General features: G+C 46.1%; 16 protein-coding genes and 1 pseudogene. 11 read left to right on the top strand and 6 right to left on the bottom strand.

Annotated features, from left to right (window positions below):
• Positions 1 to 315: 315 nt before the first annotated feature.
• Positions 316 to 399: pseudogene (locus ELS82_RS27695) on the top strand (RNA methyltransferase); the annotation flags it as partial.
• Between the two features lie 116 nt (positions 400 to 515).
• Here the strand turns inward: ELS82_RS27695 and ELS82_RS11145 are convergent.
• Complete coding sequence (locus tag ELS82_RS11145) at positions 516 to 1,436, bottom strand: NADP-dependent oxidoreductase (RefSeq protein WP_134835554.1); 921 nt, start codon at positions 1,434 to 1,436, stop codon at positions 516 to 518.
• A gap of 114 nt (positions 1,437 to 1,550) precedes the next feature.
• Between ELS82_RS11145 and ELS82_RS11140 the strand changes: the two genes are divergently transcribed.
• Positions 1,551 to 2,450, top strand: a complete 900-nt coding sequence (locus ELS82_RS11140) for a LysR family transcriptional regulator (RefSeq protein WP_134835553.1) — start codon at positions 1,551 to 1,553, stop codon at positions 2,448 to 2,450.
• Between the two features lie 56 nt (positions 2,451 to 2,506).
• Here ELS82_RS11140 and ELS82_RS11135 read toward each other — a convergent pair whose 3' ends face one another.
• A complete protein-coding gene (locus ELS82_RS11135) occupies positions 2,507 to 3,328 on the bottom strand; it encodes a hypothetical protein (RefSeq protein ID WP_134835552.1) in 822 nt (273 codons plus the stop codon).
• A 158-nt stretch (positions 3,329 to 3,486) separates the two neighbouring features.
• Entirely contained in the window at positions 3,487 to 4,350 is an 864-nt protein-coding gene (locus tag ELS82_RS11130; protein ID WP_134835551.1) for a LysR family transcriptional regulator, read from the bottom strand.
• Positions 4,351 to 4,515: 165 nt separating this feature from the next.
• Between ELS82_RS11130 and ELS82_RS11125 the strand changes: the two genes are divergently transcribed.
• Positions 4,516 to 4,887, top strand: a complete 372-nt coding sequence (locus tag ELS82_RS11125) for a Cif family virulence factor (RefSeq protein WP_134835550.1) — start codon at positions 4,516 to 4,518, stop codon at positions 4,885 to 4,887.
• An 85-nt stretch (positions 4,888 to 4,972) separates the two neighbouring features.
• Here the strand turns inward: ELS82_RS11125 and fdxA are convergent, their stop codons facing one another.
• Positions 4,973 to 5,296 (bottom strand): ferredoxin FdxA, encoded by a 324-nt coding sequence (fdxA, locus tag ELS82_RS11120; protein ID WP_004746605.1) that lies wholly within the window; start codon positions 5,294 to 5,296, stop codon positions 4,973 to 4,975.
• Positions 5,297 to 5,518: 222 nt separating this feature from the next.
• On the opposite strand from fdxA, the gene ELS82_RS11115 reads away from it, so the two are divergent.
• The 8 genes from ELS82_RS11115 to choV all read left to right on the top strand — a co-directional run bounded on the left by ELS82_RS11115 (position 5,519) and on the right by choV (position 15,427).
• Positions 5,519 to 7,135 (top strand): NAD(P)/FAD-dependent oxidoreductase, encoded by a 1,617-nt coding sequence (locus ELS82_RS11115; RefSeq protein ID WP_134835549.1) that lies wholly within the window; start codon positions 5,519 to 5,521, stop codon positions 7,133 to 7,135.
• A 147-nt stretch (positions 7,136 to 7,282) separates the two neighbouring features.
• Complete coding sequence (locus ELS82_RS11110; RefSeq protein WP_134835548.1) at positions 7,283 to 8,077, top strand: MBL fold metallo-hydrolase; 795 nt, start codon at positions 7,283 to 7,285, stop codon at positions 8,075 to 8,077.
• A gap of 473 nt (positions 8,078 to 8,550) precedes the next feature.
• On the top strand, positions 8,551 to 9,147 hold the full coding sequence (gene betI / locus ELS82_RS11105) for a transcriptional regulator BetI (protein WP_134835547.1): 597 nt from the start codon (positions 8,551 to 8,553) through the stop codon (positions 9,145 to 9,147).
• Between the two features lie 19 nt (positions 9,148 to 9,166).
• A complete protein-coding gene (gene betB / locus ELS82_RS11100; protein WP_134835546.1) occupies positions 9,167 to 10,627 on the top strand; it encodes a betaine-aldehyde dehydrogenase in 1,461 nt (486 codons plus the stop codon).
• A 23-nt stretch (positions 10,628 to 10,650) separates the two neighbouring features.
• Positions 10,651 to 12,342, top strand: a complete 1,692-nt coding sequence (gene betA / locus ELS82_RS11095; protein WP_134835545.1) for a choline dehydrogenase — start codon at positions 10,651 to 10,653, stop codon at positions 12,340 to 12,342.
• 37 nt (positions 12,343 to 12,379) lie between these two features.
• Positions 12,380 to 13,318 (top strand): choline ABC transporter substrate-binding protein, encoded by a 939-nt coding sequence (locus ELS82_RS11090; RefSeq protein WP_134835544.1) that lies wholly within the window; start codon positions 12,380 to 12,382, stop codon positions 13,316 to 13,318.
• 76 nt (positions 13,319 to 13,394) lie between these two features.
• Positions 13,395 to 14,237 carry a choline ABC transporter permease subunit gene (gene choW / locus ELS82_RS11085; protein ID WP_134835543.1) on the top strand — a complete coding sequence of 281 codons (843 nt, stop codon included), beginning with the start codon at positions 13,395 to 13,397 and terminating at the stop codon, positions 14,235 to 14,237.
• A gap of 2 nt (positions 14,238 to 14,239) precedes the next feature.
• Complete coding sequence (gene choV, locus ELS82_RS11080; RefSeq protein WP_134835542.1) at positions 14,240 to 15,427, top strand: choline ABC transporter ATP-binding protein; 1,188 nt, start codon at positions 14,240 to 14,242, stop codon at positions 15,425 to 15,427.
• A gap of 49 nt (positions 15,428 to 15,476) precedes the next feature.
• On the opposite strand, the gene ELS82_RS11075 is transcribed toward choV, so the two are convergent.
• Together ELS82_RS11075 and ELS82_RS11070 are read right to left on the bottom strand one after the other, a co-directional pair.
• A complete protein-coding gene (locus tag ELS82_RS11075; protein WP_134835541.1) occupies positions 15,477 to 17,213 on the bottom strand; it encodes an ABC-F family ATP-binding cassette domain-containing protein in 1,737 nt (578 codons plus the stop codon).
• Positions 17,214 to 17,627: 414 nt separating this feature from the next.
• Positions 17,628 to 18,488 carry a tetratricopeptide repeat protein gene (locus ELS82_RS11070; RefSeq protein ID WP_208733159.1) on the bottom strand — a complete coding sequence of 287 codons (861 nt, stop codon included), beginning with the start codon at positions 18,486 to 18,488 and terminating at the stop codon, positions 17,628 to 17,630.
• Positions 18,489 to 18,505 lie beyond the last annotated feature (17 nt).

The raw sequence follows: 18,505 nt of genomic DNA, 5'->3' as shown, positions 1-18,505 counted from the left end.
ACAACTGGCTTACTGACATTGAATATGGAGGCAGTAGCTTCTTCAATATGGCTTCTTTTCTTTCTGCTGGAATACGAGACACAATTCATTCTTACCGCCCAAACTGGTTAAATTTTAACAGTGACAACTATCCTGCCAGAGGGGGGTTCCTGAAACTCATTTCTGTCCAAACAAAAGTCCGCAGTAGACTTTTAGAGATCCCCAACTCACTCGTTCCTCGTTCTTGAGGATGACGATTTAAAAAAGGGCTGACGTATTACGCCAGCCCTTCATAATTTTGTGCTTTTGCTAATTCTCTAACATGCCTAATTTATCAGGTACACCATTCCAGCTGAGTCATTGAACGTAGCAATGGCGACAGGCATTATTCTGGATAACCTACGCGGTCAGCACAGCTAAAGACTAACCTCAGAACATAATGAAGCGCAGTGATGGCCAATCACTGCGCTTTTTCTTTTGTGGTTCCATACATAAGAGAAATGAGGTAATCGTCTACGGATTATGTGGCATAAGAATTAGAAAGTGGCGACCAGTTTCCCTCGCACTCGGCCTTGTTTACTCTCATCGTAAGCCTTAGCAATGTCCTCGAAATGATATTGACCACTGATAGTCACTTTAAGCTGGTCGTCATCAATTAAGTCGGTAATGTGACGCAAATGCTCTGCATTGTATTGAACGAAAACAAACTCTGTTTCGACGCCTTTTCTCTCTGCGGCTTTTATGATTTCCGGCGGAATCCACGAAATACTCACCAGTTTTCCCTTTGGTTTTAGCACTTCAATCGCTTCGAGCTGAAACTCCCCTGATTGAGATTCAAGAACCAAATCAACGGGGTTGTCTTTTAGGACATCGATAATGTTGCTTGTCCGGTAATCAATCACTTCATCTGCACCGAGATCAAGTACGTAATCTCTATTTTTTGCCGAGGTGGTGGCAATTACATAAGCCCCCATGATTTTGGCCAATTGAATCGCGATTGAACCAACCCCACCGGCGCCCGCTTGAATTAGAACACGCTGATGGCGACGAATGTTTCCTGCTGTGAATAAGGCTTGCCAGCTAGTTAAGCTAACCATAGGGACAGAGGCCGCTTTTACAATATCTAAGGTCTTAGGTGCAAGTGAAAGCAGTGAACGCTTGATGGTGCAGTATTCCGATAGCGCACCCTCTTGGCCGATGGCTTTCATGCCGTAAACTTTATCTCCTGCAAGGTAGCCTTTGCCTGCATGAACCACTTCCCCTGCTACATCCCAGCCTAGGGTGAGAGGTAAGGGTTGATTAATCAACTGGTCAAGTTGCCCTGACGCAATTTTCCAATCGACAGGGTTGATGCCGACCGCCGCAACTTTAATCAGAATCTCATCGTGCTCTGGTTCTGGAACGGCGATATCTCGAATTTCTACTCGTCCTGTTTCATTAAGTTGAACAGCTTTCATGATGTCTCTCCATTTACGAATCGAGAGTCATGGTATTTATTCCTATTCGGTTGATAAACATACCTTGTTGGTTAACAGTTTTTCCATATTGGAACAAATAAAGCGACAGCAAGCATGGACAAGCTCAACGCAATGCGGATATTCATTCGGGTGACCGAAACGGGAAATTTTTCAAAAACAGCCGATGAGCTAAACACCACACCTTCTTATGTGAGCAAACAGATTTCGGCATTGGAGAAATCCCTCGGTACTCGTTTATTGCAAAGAACCACGCGTGTTCTAACGTTGACTGAGTCGGGCCAATCATTTCTTAAACATTGCCGAAAAATAGTCACTCAATTGTCGATTGCGGAAAGTGAAATCGCCGAGCTGAGAGGAACACCTTCAGGGTTACTGCGAGTGAGTATGCCGAGTGTTCTGGGCGATCGAGACAGCGCTAATCTATGTGCAGGTTTTTTAAAACAGTATCCTGAGATTGAGCTAGATATTTCGGTTGAAGATCGCTTTGTTGATATGGTCGAAGAAGGCTTCGATGTTTGTATTCGGGCCAGTGCAGAATTTCCGGACTCTACGCTCATCTATAAACGAATAGGTGATTTGGGGATTCACTTGATGGCTTCTCCGGAGTATTTAGCTGAGTATGGCCACCCCAAAACGGCGGCTGAGCTGACTAATCATCAGTTAATTTCTCATCGTAATGCACGAACAAGTACCTTCACATTTGAAAAGCAAGGTAAGGTTGAACAGGTGACGTTTAATCGTAGGGTTAAAGTGAATAGCACAGCGATCGTTCGTCATATTGTCGAGCAAGGAACGGGAATGGGCTTTCTGCCTAAGCCCTCGCAAACAGGAATGCTTGAGCAAAATAGGTTGGTGTCGTTATTGCCAAATTATCAAGAGGGTAAGATTACCATCAGTCTTGTGTACCCAGAGCGAACTTATACACCCCTAAAGGTATATAAGTTTATCGAGTTCTTTGAGCAGTGGTTTAAGCGCTACGACTATCGAGTTTAGGTGAAGCTTTGCTAGCAAGCAGAGTCGCCGACATAACCTAGCAGAAACTGAAGTGTCTATTGGGTCACGTGAACTCTGCCTCTATCTGATATATGACCAATCATCGCACCCGATAAGCGAGAGCTTGCCGTGGTTATCCAGTCACCTGTACCCCTATATACGGTCGTCAGCACAATGCGGTGACGTTGATTGAAATACTGACCTTTTCGTAGAGAGTACTCGTTGTGAGCGCTCCTACTGGTACTATTGCCCGCATTTAGGTGACTAGTAAATCGGTAGCGGCCACTTCGTTGCGCATGGCCATAATAGCGGTGACTACTGGATAGAACGATATTGCTATTAACTCTCGCTCGGTACCGGCTGCTGGTGTAGGCATAGAGTTGAGGGTAAGTGGACAATGTACTCTCAGCTGACTCGACGTGACTGATGTCATCACTCTCATTTGAGTTAAAACGTCCTCCCTGATATACCTCATTAAACTCCTCATACACAAGTTGGTTAATCATCGCTTCTGGCAACTGGACTTTTTTTCCTTCGTTGTAGATAAATTGTCGAATTTTTTGGCCATAGTTGTCATATAAATCGACAACTTGAGCCTCGAACTCTTCTCTTGAAAGGTTTGGTGAGCCCGTAACCGTAGTGAGTATCGAAGTGCAAGGGTAGGCGGTGTCGAAGTCCGTTAAGCACTCTGATTGAAATATATATGGTTCAGACTCTTTACCGCATCGATACTCGTCGCCATCTTGCATATCGAAAGGTGGCATACAGAGTGATACGTTTTGGTGTGATAGAAACAGAACTTCGGTAGTACGATCTGAGGCTAGGGTAAAACTGGTCCACAGTAGGATAGGGATAAAAGCAAGCCACCGCATCATCATAGTAGTCTCCTTAAACAGGGATGAGATAACGGAGTTCAGTACATTTATGTACCAAACTCGTTCGAGGTTATCCAGTCAACAAGAGGACGTTATTGGAGACAAATTATTGGTGATAATTTATTTATCGCTAATAGGGACTTTGGGGTAGGTAAATGGCTTTACACGGTTATTTCGCTTAGCTTTTTCTCGATGGAGTTAATAGCCAATTGCACAGATTTTGGCATCGGGCCGGTGTAAGGGTGCAACGCATAGACGCTATTTTTCGCAAGATCATAGTCTGGTTGATAGCGTTCAATGTTGGGATTCTTCATCGCAATAAACTCTGGGATTAACCCTATACCTAAGCCTTGTTCCACCATTAAAGCGACCTGATTAATGCTGTTAGCTTGATGATGGGCAGGAAATTCCCAAGTGAGCTTTTCCTTAGTAACACAATGAGTGACATTGTGTTTGATGATATTCCCTTGCCACTGATTGGCTATATAACGGTTCTCGACGGGCGTTGTTTGAGTCGAGTTAGCTTGGCATAACCAGTCTTTGAACTCGCCAATCTTTTTCTGTTTGTAGTTACTGTCCGGTGAGCTACCGACTCGAATTGCCAAATCAATATCATTTTTCATCAGCGCCAGTTTATGGTCATCGGCGATGAGTTTGAGTGACACTTTTGGGAACGGTTGAAACGCCTCAGATAGGGCAGGGATGAGTAAATGTTCCATCAGAGCATTTGGGGCGGTGATGGCGAGAGTGCCAGATGGCTCAGACGAAAAGCGTCGGATGTCGTCCCATGCTAAAGAGACAATATCGTTCATGGATACGCAGTGCGCATAGAACTTTTCCCCCGCAGGAGTGAGCGACTGTTGCCTAGTTGTTCGTTTGAGCAATACCAGTTCTAGACTGCTTTCTAGTTGCTTTAGATGAGTGCTTAAAACCGACTTAGACAGTCCCAGTTTTTCAGCGGCCTTGGTGATAGATCCTGCCTCTACGATCGTTTTAAAGATCAGCATCTGTTTATGTTTGTTCATATTGTTTGCTTTTCTGGAACTGTGTTTTCTAATTATATTGTTTTTCAGGCTAATTAATAAGCCTATATTGAGTTCATTCGAAAGACGACCCAAAGGTTTCTGACTTATCACACACAAGTGAAACCGTGGATTGGGTTTGACCAGACAGCAGAGAAGGTAAGGAAAATGAACGATTCAGTATTAGTAGCATGCCAAGCGGGTATTGAAGCTTGGAAAGTAGCGTTTAACAGCCAAAATGCAAAAGGCTGTGCAGAGCAATATGCCGAAGGCACAACCATGGTGGCGAAACCATTTGGTACGTTTGAAGGCCGCGAACAAATCCAAGCGTTTTGGCAAAACATTATGGTTCAGGGCTTTTCAGAGGTTGCCTACCAAGAAACAACTTGGGAGAAGGTCGACGAGAAGAGCTACATTTTGGCTTCGAAATGGACGATGAACAAAGCCTTCGGTGTGGTTCATAAAGAAGTTTGGACGATGCAAGACGATGGCAAAGCACGCCTAACTTATGATGAATTTGAAGTGTTGGGCGAAAGGTAGTCTTTAGGTACCGCAAGAACGAAAAGAGGGCTGACAATTACTGTCAGCCCTCTTTGTGTATCTAGTTTGCGCAGAAATGTGCTAATTACTTTTCTAACATGCCCAATTTATCAGGCACACCATTCCACTTTTCTGCTTCATCCATCGCTGGTTTTACTTCGGTTTGTACTGGCCATAGTTCGGCTAGCTCAGCATTTAACTCAATGAAGAGAGTTTGATCGTCTGGCACTTCATCTTCTTGGAAGATCGCGTGAGCGTCACATTCATCAACACACAGACCACAATCGATACACTCGATTGGGTTGATGACCATAAAGTTTGGACCTTCATGAAACGCATCTGCCGGGCATACAGCGACACAGTCAGTGTATTTACATTGGATACAGTTATCAGTTACGACAAACGCCATGATGAATGCTCTTAAGTTTAAGGCCAGTTGACCGAGTGAATTTGAAGATAGGGGATAATACTCATCCTAAGCCAAAATTCAATATCCTAAATCGGGAATGTTATTTCCTAACTATGAATTAGTATGACAGACAAACCAATTTCTCGTAAAATGCGCGCCATTGTGAGCTGACCGTTCGTCAAACGGTTTTGGCTAAGACACCTATCGATACGAGACATCAACATGATACGTTTAAATGAAATCAAGCTTCCTCTTGATCACGAGGAAGAGGCACTAACTGCTGCCATCACCAAGAAACTTGGCATCTCTGAAGACCAAGTCATCTCTTACAATGTATTTAGACGTGGCTACGATGCTCGTAAAAAAGCCAACATCCTACTTATCTACACGTTAGACGTGATCGTTGAAAATGAAGCTGAGCTGTTAGAGCAATTCGTTAGTGACCCGCACGTAAAAGAGACTCCAGACATGGAGTACAAGTTCGTTGCGAAAGCGCCAGAGAACCTAACAGAGCGTCCAGTCGTTATCGGCTTTGGCCCATGTGGTCTATTTGCTGCGCTGATTCTTGCGCAATCAGGCTTTAAACCTATCGTGGTTGAGCGTGGTAAAGAAGTGCGTGAACGTACTAAAGATACGTTTGGCTTCTGGCGTAAGCGTACACTGAACACTGAATCAAACGTACAGTTTGGTGAAGGTGGTGCAGGTACATTCTCTGACGGTAAGCTATACAGCCAAATTAAAGATCCAAACTTCTACGGCCGAAAGGTGACGACTGAATTTGTAGCCGCAGGCGCTCCAGAAGAGATCATGTACGTAAGTAAGCCGCACATCGGTACTTTCAAACTGGTTACGATGATCGAGAAAATGCGTGCGAAAATCATCGAACTGGGTGGTGAAATCCGCTTTAGCACTCGTGTTGATGATATCCATATGGATGGCGAGCAAATTACAGGTCTAACGCTATCAAACGGCGAAGAGATCAAATCTCGCTACGTGGTACTTGCTGTTGGTCACAGTGCGCGTGATACATTCGAAATGCTACATGAGCGCGGCGTTTACATGGAAGCAAAACCTTTCTCGGTTGGTTTCCGTATCGAACATAAGCAGTCAATGATCGACGAAGCTCGTTTTGGTAAAAATGCGGGTAACCCTATCCTTGGCGCGGCGGACTATAAACTGGTTCACCACTGTAAGAATGGTCGTACTGTGTACAGCTTCTGTATGTGTCCAGGTGGTACTGTGGTTGCTGCAACGTCTGAAGAAGGCCGCGTAGTAACGAATGGCATGAGCCAATACTCTCGTTCAGAGCGTAACGCAAACAGCGCTATCGTTGTCGGCATCGACCCAGAGCGTGATTACCCAGGTGACCCACTAGCAGGTATCCGTTTCCAGCGTGAGCTTGAGTCAGGTGCTTATGTTCTTGGTGGTGAAAACTACGATGCGCCAGCGCAGAAGATTGGTGACTTCCTGAAAGGTCGCGATCCTAGTGAGATTGGTGATGTTCAGCCGTCATTCACTCCGGGTATCCACCTAACAGATATCTCTAAAGCGCTACCGGATTTCGCAATCGAAGCGATTCGTGAAGCGATTCCAGCGTTCGACAAGAAGATCAAAGGCTTTGCATCGGACGATGGTCTACTGACAGGCGTAGAGACTCGTACATCTTCACCAGTGTGTATCAAGCGTGGTAAAGACTTCCAGAGTGTTAACCTAAAAGGCTTCTTCCCAGCAGGTGAGGGCGCAGGTTACGCAGGCGGTATCTTGTCGGCAGGTATTGACGGCATCAAGGTTGCGGAAGCGCTATCTAAAGCGATGGTTGAAGACGCAGAAAATGCTTAATTGCTAACACCATGATTTGAAAGGCTCCGCTGCTTGGCATCGGAGCCTTTTTTATTTTCTACCCTTCAAAGAGGATCCGAGCGGCTACACTGAATATTGTTGAGTGTCTTGTTATTAAATAAGGAAGCGTTTTCCTGAGGGGGCAAAATGGCATCTCAGAATATTCAACATTTCTTCCATCCCAGCTCTGGGACAATTAGCTACGTTGTCGCTGATGGCGATACCAATGAAGCGATTATTATAGATCCTGTGGCCGACTATGATCTTGATTTAGATAAAATAAGTTACGAATCGGCACATGAGATTATTTCGCACATTAAGGCGGAGCAACTCCATATCGTCGCTATTTTAGAAACCCACATTCATGCCGACCACCTGTCTGGCTCGTTCTATCTTAGTCAGCACCTAGACGCGCCAATTTACGTCTCTGAAGGGGTGAAAGAAGTCTACGCACAATGGAAAGGCGATCTTTGCCTTAGCGAGCTATACCACTTCGAGCATTTCTTATTGGAGAATGAAGAAATGGACTTCGGCAATTCCCATTTAGAGGTGATGAGTACGCCGGGTCATACACCGTCAGATTTAACGTTTAAAATTGGTGATGCGTTGTTTGTCGGCGATTCATTGTTTTATCACGGTACTGGTCGTGCAGACTTCCCTGGAGGCAGTGCCGAGAAGATGTTTGAGTCAATTCGAAAGCTTTATGAGCTAAAAGACAGTACCGACGTCTATCTGTGCCACAACTACCCAGATAAGGTCGAAAACCTCCATTTTAAAACCACGATTGGTGAAGAAAAACACGACAATGTCATGTTGGATGAGCTCACCACTCGCGCGCAATTTGTCGAAATAAGAGAAGGTCGTGATGGACAGCTCCCGCCGCCAAAATTGCTTAAGCCTGCGCTAGAGTTCAATCTTACCGCGTGTCATTCGCCGCACTAGTTTGAACATAAATTTGCCCCAGTTTGATCAGCTCATTCTGGGGCATTTTTTTGTGTCGCGAGATTGGCCACTGGTGTGAATAATTGCCCTCACTATTGTTCAGGTCTTGCTGACGGTTTAGCGGCTAAGAGCTGTTTAACTAGAAAAATGTTTCGCGTTCTAAATATTTATTTGCAGATGATTTTAGGGTGAGTTGTTTGGGGTTGTTTATTGGTGTGGTTGAGGTTGATTGTTCTTCGTGGGGTTGTGTTTAAGTATTTGATATTAATTAGTTATTTGTGTTCTTGTTATGGCTTATGTATTGGGTTTTTATTTGGATTTTTTGTTGTTTTTCAGAGTTTGTAATTATTAGTGTTAGTGGTTGTTTTGGGGTGTTTTGATCGAATTTATAGATAAATGATTTGAGATCGAAAGGGTTTTGAGGCATTTTATATTTAATTGAACGTTCAATAAAAAAAGAAAAGGAAGTCAAAATGCCCAAGGTTGGCATGCCAGAAATCAGGAAACCTCAGTTGGTTAAAGCGACGATGGCGGTCATCGATCGCGTAGGTTTGCATGCAGCAAGCATCGCTTTGATCAGCAAAGAAGCGGGTGTTTCTACCGGGATCATTAATCACTATTTTGGTGGTAAACATGGTCTGCTTGAAGAAACCATGCGTGAGATTTTGCGTCAGCACTCTGCAACCATTATACAAAGCCTCGCGCGACTGCCGAAAGAGGCCTATCAGCAGCGTATTATTGCCATTGTTGATGGTAACTTTGTTGGATTCCAAGCAGAAAATCAGGTAGCAAAAACTTGGTTAGCGTTCTGGTCATACTCAATGCATGAGCCTCAGCTCAAGCGTTTACAGCGAGTGAATGAAAAGCGCTTGCTCTCCCATCTTAAAATTGAACTCAAAGCCCTTTTTGGTGCCGACCAAGCCGAGGTCATTGCACATGGTATCGCCGCGTTAATTGATGGCATCTGGCTGCGTGGGACGCTCAACCCACAAGGTATTGATGCGGATAAAGCGCGCTTTATCATCAACGATTATCTCGACAAACAACTCACTTTCTACTCAAAAAAATAACGAAAAGTCAGACTTTTAAATGGAAATGAAAACACTTTATATCGATGGCAAAGCGCAACCGGCAACGTCTGGTGAAAGCTTTGTGACATACAACCCTGCAACAGGTGAGCCGCTTGCGGAAGTTGCTCAAGCAAGCCAAAACGACCTAGAACTGGCAGTGGAGTCAGCGAAACAAGGTTTTGCCGTATGGTCAGCAATGAGTCCAACAGAGCGCAGCCGTATTCTACTGAAAGCGGTAGCGCTTCTTCGTCAGCGAAACGACGAACTGGCGGCACTCGAAGTTGCGGATACCGGTAAACCGCTGCAAGAAGCGATTGAAGTTGATATTGCTACGGGCGCTGATGTTATCGAGTATTTCGCCGGCCTAGCTCCTGCGCTACAAGGTGAACAGCAGCCATTGAGTGATAGCCAGTTTTTCTACACTCGTCGTGAGCCGCTAGGGATTTGTGCGGGTATTGGCGCATGGAATTACCCGATTCAGATTGCGATGTGGAAATCAGCGCCAGCACTGGCAGCAGGCAACGTCATGATCTTCAAGCCTTCAGAAGAAACCCCGCTTAGCGCATTAAAACTGGCCGAGATTTTTACTGAAGCTGGCTTACCTGACGGTGTGTTCAATGTCGTTCAAGGCGATCACCGTGTTGGGCAAATGCTAACGGCCCACCCTGATATCGCTAAGGTTTCGTTTACTGGTGAATCTGGTACCGGCAAGTTGGTGATGGCTGACAGTGCGAAAACATTAAAGCAAGTGACGATGGAGCTGGGTGGTAAGTCGCCAATGATTGTGTTTGAAGACGCCAAGCTTGATGACGCTGTCTCTGCCGCTATGGTTGCCAACTTCTACACCCAAGGCGAAGTCTGCACCAATGGCACACGTGTCTTTGTCCATGAATCCCTTTACCCGCAGTTTATTGAACAGCTAAAAGCACGTACTGAAAAGCTGATTGTTGGCGACCCGATGGATATGCAAACTCAAATCGGCGCGCTGATCTCTAAAGAGCATTTAGGCAAGGTTTTAGCGGCTATCGAAAGCGCTAAACAGAGCGGTGCGACGCTGCTTACTGGCGGATATCAAGTGACTGACAACGATCTTGTTACAGGTAACTTTGTTGCTCCAACTGTGTTTGTTGATTGTGATGACAACATGGAACACGTCCAACAAGAGATCTTTGGCCCTGTCATGTCAGTGCTGACTTTTAGCGATGAGCAAGAGGTGATCAAACGTGCCAACAATACCGATTACGGCCTAGCAGCGGGTATCTTTACTCAAAACTTAGCGCGTGCTCACCGCGTGATACATCAGATGCAAGCTGGGATTTGTTGGGTCAACACCTGGGGTGACTCACCAGCAGAGATGCCTGTCGGTGGCTACAAGCATTCGGGTATCGGCCGCGAAAATGGCCCAGAAACCCTACGCCATTACACCCAGACTAAAAGCGTGTTGATCGAGCTTGGCGACTACGCCAGCCCATACGCCTAATATAGATTCTACGGAGAGATAACATGCAACAACGCTACGATTATATTATCGTCGGCGCGGGCTCGGCCGGCTGTGTACTGGCGGATCGTCTGACAGACAGTGGTGAGCACCAAGTGCTGCTGCTAGAAGCTGGTGGTACAGACAAAAGCATTTTTATCCAAATGCCAACGGCTCTTTCCTACCCAATGAATACCGAAAAGTATGCGTGGCAATTTGAAACCGTTGCAGAGCAGGGGCTTGATGGTCGTCAGCTTCATTGCCCACGTGGAAAAGTATTAGGCGGAAGCTCGTCTATTAACGGCATGGTTTATGTTCGTGGCCACGCTTGTGACTTTGACCAATGGGAAGAGCAGGGCGCCAAAGGTTGGAACTACCAATCTTGTCTGCCTTATTTCCGCCGTGCTGAAAGTTGGATTGGTGGAGAAGATAATTACCGTGGTGGCAATGGTCCGGTAGGAACGTGCGGTGGTAACGACATGCAGCGTAACCCGCTTTACCAAGCCTTTATTGATGCTGGTAAAGAAGCAGGCTATCCAGAAACCAAAGATTACAACGGCTATCAGCAAGAAGGCTTTGGCCCGATGCATATGACGGTTGATGGCGGTGTTAGAGCTTCGACTTCTAATGCTTACCTAAGACGAGCTCTAAAACGAGACAACTTAACCTTGGTGAAAGGTGTGGTCGCACGCAAAGTGATCATGGAAGGCAAGACCGCAGTCGGTGTTGAGTTTGAAAAGTCGGGGCGCGTTATCAAGGCGTTTGCCAAGAAAGAAGTGGTGTCGAGCGCGGGGTCAGTCGGCTCGGTGCAATTGCTGCAGCTATCTGGCATTGGTCCAAAGCAGGTGCTTGCCGAAGCGGGCGTTGAACTGGTTCATGATTTGCCGGGCGTTGGCCAAAACCTCCAAGACCATTTAGAGGTTTATTTCCAGTACCACTGTACTCAACCGATTACGCTCAATAGCAAGTTAGGTTTGGTGAGTAAGGGGCTAATTGGCACTGAATGGATCTTAACTCGTAAGGGGTTAGGTGCGACTAATCATTTTGAGTCTTGCGCCTTTATTCGTTCACGCAAAGGACTGAAGTGGCCAAATATCCAATATCACTTCCTACCTGCAGCAATGCGTTATGACGGCCAAGCTGCGTTTGATGGCCATGGCTTCCAAGTTCATGTTGGCCCGAATAAGCCCGAAAGTCGCGGCTCAATAGAGATCACTTCTTCGAATCCAAGCGATAAGCCGCGCATTGAATTTAACTACATTTCAACTGAGCAAGATCGTCAAGATTGGCGCGATTGTATCCGTCTTACTCGTGAAATTTTGATGCAGCCAGCGATGGACAATTTCCGCGGTGAAGAGATTCAGCCGGGGGTTGATGTAACAAGCGATGAAGCGATTGACCAATGGGTTACGGAAAACGTGGAAAGTGCCTACCACCCATCATGTAGCTGCAAAATGGGCGCAGATGATGACCCAATGGCGGTGCTTGATGAAGCGTGTCGCGTACGTGGCGTTGCAGGACTTCGCGTGGTGGACTCTTCGATTTTCCCAACCATTCCAAACGGAAACCTTAACGCACCAACCATTATGGTGGCTGAACGCGCCGCAGACATGATTCTTGGTAAGCCAAGTTTAGAAACCAACGAACAAGCGGTTTGGATTGCTCCAGACTGGCAACAAAAACAGAGAAATACCGCTCCACTCAGAGAGCTGGATTAACTTCCAAAAAGTCAGTAACTATTACAAGGAAAACACCATGTCTATGATGACAAAAACACTTTCGACCATCGCCCTAAGCAGTTTAGCGATGAACGCTTATGCCAACCAATGTGAAACCGTACGTTTTGCTGACGTAGGTTGGACAGACATTACCGCGACGACGGCTGTGACTTCAGAACTACTGAACGGCCTTGGCTATAAAACCAAAACAGATTTGCTGTCTGTACCTGTGACTTACTCATCAATGGCGAACGGTGATATCGATATCTTCCTTGGCAACTGGATGCCAACCATGGAGGGAGATATCGCTAAATACCGTGAAGCTGGCACTGTTGAAACCGTTCGTGCCAACTTAGAAGGCGCGAAGTACACATTGGCAGTACCTAAGTATGTTTACGATGCAGGTGTGAAGAGCTTTGCTGACTTAGCTAAGAATGCCGATAAATTCAAAGACCGCATCTACGGCATTGAGCCGGGCAATGATGGTAACCGCCTGATTCAGTCGATGATCGACAGCGATGCATTTGGTCTGAAAGACTTCAGCCTAGTTGAATCAAGTGAAGCGGGCATGGTGTCGCAAGTATCACGCGCAGTGCGTCGTAACCAATGGATTGTTTATTTAGGTTGGGCACCACACCCAATGAACAGCAACATTGAGATGGCTTACCTAGACGGCGGTGATGACTTCTTTGGTCCGAACTACGGCGGTGCAAATGTTTATACCAACGTACGTAAAGACTATCTAAATGAGTGTCAAAACGTAGGCAACTTGCTTAAAAACCTAGAGTTTAGTCTAGAGATGGAAAACGAGCTGATGGAAGCGATTCTTAACCAGAACGTGAAACCTGCGAAAGCGGCTCAGCAATGGCTAAAAGCGAACCCACAGCAAGTTGAAGCGTGGCTAGATGGAGTGAAAACTCTGAAAGGCGAAGATGCTCAAGGCGCTGTAAGCAACTACATCAACTCTAAAGCTTAACGCGCAATATTTAGGGTGGGCATGATGCCTACCCTTTCTCACACGCTAAAATAATCATTACCACAAAGGCTGTATTGTGAATTTTATTACTGACAACAAAATCCCACTGGGTCAATGGATGGAAGCAGGAGTTGATTGGCTAACCTTCAATGCTGCAGGTCTGTTTGATGCGATCGCGATCTTCTTAGAGACGATCATTCTTTTTGTTGTAGATATTTTTAAGTGGATGCCTCCTGCAATGCCAATCGTTATGACGGCGGCGATTGCTTGGTACTTACACCGTAGTATCCCGCTTGTTCTGTTTGTTATTGGTGCACTGCTTACCATCTTAAACCTTGGCTACTGGCAAGAAATGCTAGAAACCTTTGTTCTGGTTTTCTCAGCGACAACGATTTCTGTATTAATTGGCGTACCTATCGGCATCATGGCGGCTCACCGTCCTTGGTTATACACCTTACTAAGACCCATTTTGGACCTAATGCAGACGGTACCTACGTTTGTTTACCTGATTCCAACGCTAGTCTTGTTTGGTTTAGGCATCGTACCTGGACTGATTTCAACCATCATTTTCGCGATTGCTGCGCCGATTCGTTTGACTTACCTAGGTATCACTAAAGTGCCTGAAGAACTGGTCGAAGCGGGTAAAGCGTTTGGTGCAACGCGTATGAAGCTGCTATTTAAAGTTGAGCTGCCAGCAGCCATGCCAAGCATTATGGCGGGCGTGACTCAGTGCATTATGTTATCGCTTTCTATGGTGGTGATTGCCGCTCTAGTAGGCGCAGATGGCTTAGGTAAACCTGTGGTTCGTGCGTTGAACACAGTAAATATTTCGCAAGGTTTTGAAGCCGGATTGGCTATCGTTCTTGTGGCGATCATTCTCGATCGTCTGTGTAAATCACCAAACCAGAAGGAAGCTTAATCATGGATGCGATTACCATTAAAAACCTCGATGTGGTGTTTGGTGATAAACCACAGCTGGCGCTCGAGCTGCTAGATAACGGCAAAACTCGCCAAGAAATTATTGATGAAACCGCGCAAGTCGTTGGTGTTGATAATGTATCCCTGACTGTCAAAGAAGGTGAAATTTGCGTACTGATGGGCCTATCTGGCTCGGGCAAATCAAGCCTGCTACGCGCGGTAAATGGTCTTAATGAGATTTCACGTGGCGCGTTAGAGCTAAAAGATGGTGACGAGAAAGTCGACCTAGCTAACTGTGACGACGAAACCTTGCGCCGCTTACGTACCCATCGTGTGTCCATGGTGTTCCAAAAGTTTGCCTTAATGCCGTGGTTAACGGTATTGGACAATGTTGCATTCGGCTTAGAGCTGCAAGGTATGGGTAAATCTGAGCGCCAGAGCAAAGCCCGTGAGCAGCTTGAGATGGTTGGTCTGTCAGAGTGGGAATCTAAGTATCCTCATGAGTTATCTGGTGGTATGCAGCAGCGTGTCGGTCTAGCGAGAGCCTTCGCGATGGATACCGATATCTTATTAATGGATGAACCGTTTTCTGCCCTTGATCCGCTCATTCGTACTCAGCTGCAAGATGAATTGATCATGCTGCAAGAGAAGCTCAATAAGACCATTTTGTTTGTTAGCCACGATCTAGATGAAGCGCTAAAAATTGGTAACAATATTGCGATTATGGAATCTGGTCGACTGATTCAACATGGCAAGCCAGAAGAGATCATTCTTACACCAGAAAATGATTATGTGCGTGATTTTGTTGCTCACACTAACCCGCTTAATGTCCTAAAAGGTCGCTCATTGATGCAGCCAGTCAGCGAGTTAACTAAAGAGCAAAGCCAACTGCAGGTATGTACTGCGCAGCCTGTGTGGGTAGAGCAAACCAGTGATCAGCTTCGTTTGGTAGAAAGTGATGAGCTGACATTGATTGAGTGGGACTGTGAAACCAGCCGAATTGAAGATGTTACGAGTTCAACGGTTGTCGTTGCCAGTCCAGATATTGGCATGCGAGAGGCGATTGAATTAAAGCAGCGCAGCGGACAGCCGATCTTATTGGTTGAAGATGGCAATCTGGTGGGAGTGCTTAATGACAGCGAGTTTTATGACGCGCTGCTAGGTAACTATAACGCCCCGCAAGCGGCTTAGAACTGAGCTGGTTGATTGAAAAGGCACCAATTGCTGGTGCCTTTTGTCGTTATAGCTGCGCAGTTATTTCCTCTATCTGCTGCTGCCACTCTTGCTGCATGGCTGGTTTTTGGTGTTTAGGTTTACGTTGCTTATCCGCTTCAAGCAAACTCTCCAGTTCCAACAATCTTTCAAGAAGTTGCTCCTCTGAGTCAGCTTCCACAGTTGGAGAAACTGGGTTCGAAGGCGAACTCGTTGCAGAGGTTGAATCTGCTGATTTTGGTGCTGAATCGGCAATACGCGCGTATACCTCTTCAGCAGAGAGATATTCGGTCAGTGAGCCGTTTTCAACAAACCAGAAGCGGTTACAGCTTTGCTCAATCAGACTACGATCATGACTGACCAGTAAAGCAGCGCCTTCAAACTCTTGTAGAGTTTGAATGAGCTCCTCTTTTCCTTCCATATCGAGGTGGTTGGTCGGTTCGTCAAGAAATAGCATGTGGTAGCGAGCTAAGGTCAAACCGATAAATAGTAGCCTTGCCCGTTCACCACCACTTAAGCTAGCCACTAACTGATCGTGTCGAGCATACTCAAAACCTGCGCTAATGAGTGAGCGTTTGGCAGTCTCACTGCTGATTTCAGCAAAGGATTGCAGCGTGTCACTGATCGTTTGGTTATCGTCGAGCTGCTCTAGTGATTGATCGTAATAACCAAGTCGACAGCGGTCATGGAAAGTCACTGATTTTGAGGTGCAAATATCCGGCATCTCTTTGCTCTGGTAGTGTCGATAGAGCAAGTTAAGCAGTGTAGACTTGCCGCAACCATTACTGCCAAGAACCGCGATTCTGTCGCCACTTTTGACGCGCATTTCTGTCATATCAAACAAATGCAACGCACTATCTGGCGGCGTGACAGAAAAAGGCATGGTTTCCAGCAATCTGTTGGCGGGTAATCGCTCGCCTTGCAGTCGCAGTGCCCAAGGTGTGCCATCGGTCAGCTCGGTTTGCTGTTCTTCTAAGCGTTCTTTACGGGCAAACATAGTCTTGGCTTTACGAGCTAAATCCTCGTTGTCATAGACCTTACCCCAGGTCGCCAGTCGCTTAGCACTCTTTTCTATACGGTCGATCTCTTTTTGCTCGCTCGCATGGCGTAATCGATCGGTTTCATCTTTCTCATCTAATGCCTGCCTTGCTTGTGAGCAAGGTAGGGAGAAGTGATGAAGCGTTTGATCACGCATGACCCAAGTGGTGTTAGTGACTCGATCTAACAAGGTTTGATCGTGAGAAACCAATATAAATGAGCCTTTCCAAGCGGATAAGAACTGCTCTAACCAAAGTAGTGAGGGCAAGTCCAAGTGGTTGCTTGGTTCATCAAGCAAAAGCAGATCTGGCTGGTGGATAATCGCGCGCGCTAGCAAAAGGCGCATTTGCTGACCGCCACTGCAGTTCTCTACGGGCATCTCGCGCTCGCGTATCGAAAAGCCAAGCTCATCCAACAAGAGTTCTGCTCGCCAAATCTCATCATCTGATATGAACTCAGATAACGCAGATAAAACCGAATGGGAGTTGAGAGCCTCAGGTAAATGCTGCTCTACATAGCGCATCAAACAGGTATTGGCTTTGGCTACTGCGCCACTGCTTGGTTCAAACTGACCGGAAAGCAATTTCAGTAACGAACTTTTACCACAGCCGTTATGGCCAATTAATCCAACTTTGTCGCCACGCTGAATGGTGAAAGTAATCGCGTTGAAAAGAGGTTGAGTTGTGAAGTTTAGGGTGACTGCCTGTGCAGTTAAATAAGTACTCATAATGTTCTCAAGAATTTTGGGCGCAAAAGGCCTTTGTCAGAGCTGACAATAATTCTTCGAGCTTGAGGGAAGGTACTCGGGTGACGTATTTCGTCGAAAGGTAATTATTCGCTCAAGTCGAGATTATCGCAGCGCGAAATCTGAAACTCTTGAGCGGTCCTTCATGCCATAAAAGCGTGGGTTGATAGAACACCACAAAGACATAAATTCCTCCTTAAGTTAGTTATAAAGTGTTGCCACTTCGGGTTTATGTGTGATGAAGATTCTAACTTGTAATCGCATAAAGGGTAGGCTGATGACTAAAAAGTGTCTTAGTGATCTCGTTGCCGAGACGCAGAGCCAGTGACAAAACAAAAGGCATCGTCGAAACGATGCCTTAACTAGATGTTAATGAGTGCTAGTGATGAAAGAGGGTTATCCTTCTCCTTCAGAGAGCAAGGCATCAAAGCGCGGGTTGCCATGCATGCCTTCCAAATCCGGTTCGGTATCAATTAAGTCGCGAATCGAAGGGCTGGCATCTATCGCGCGAGTCAGGTCTTCGATCGCTTGTTCTTCGATGCCGAGTCGAGAATAAGCACAAGCTCGTTGGTATAGGGCTGGGCCGTTGGTATCGTCGAGTTCTAACACACGATTACATAAGCTCAGTGCCCAGTGGTACTCTTTGATTTCCATTGCTGCATCCGCCTTGTAGGTCAGCGCTTCGAGATCGCCCGGACGCAGGGTTAAGATTTCATCATACACATCAATACGCTGCTCAGCCGTTGGCATGCTTTGCGCGCGAAGCCAGAGGTTATGGATCTCGTTAATCTTCTCAATTTCTTTGTTGTTTTCACTAATGATGCGCGTTTTACGTTTTAAGTCTCGCTCCAAAGCGCCGAACTTTTTCTGATATTCATCAGCAATCGCATCAAGGCGTTTATCCGCCATCTCTTTGGTATTGGCTTTAAACTCACGCAGAGACTGCCAGCCGACAAAAGCGATCATTGAAGCAACACCTGCGATAATGTAGAAGAAGTAAGTCACTGTCACATTGGCGTAGTTTAATGATTTGTCCGCAACGCTAAGCTCGCGGTCAGTGATTTGAACGATCAACTTACGTTCTAGATCTTGCTGATCTTGGCGAAGCGATTTTAGCTCGTCAAGGATGTAGCGCTCCATCAAAGGACGATCAAGTAAGTCAGACTCTGAGTGTTTGGTCTGTTCAGCATAGACAGGTTGTAGACAAGTGAGAAAGCTGATCAATAGGGCAAGAACTACAGGCATGAGCACATCCATTTAACGCATTGTTTTGT

Source organism: Vibrio ouci, assembly GCF_004551525.1.
Taxonomy (GTDB): domain Bacteria; phylum Pseudomonadota; class Gammaproteobacteria; order Enterobacterales; family Vibrionaceae; genus Vibrio; species Vibrio ouci.
Note: the sequence above shows the minus strand (reverse complement) of the source record. Positions and strands in the feature narration are given on the sequence as shown.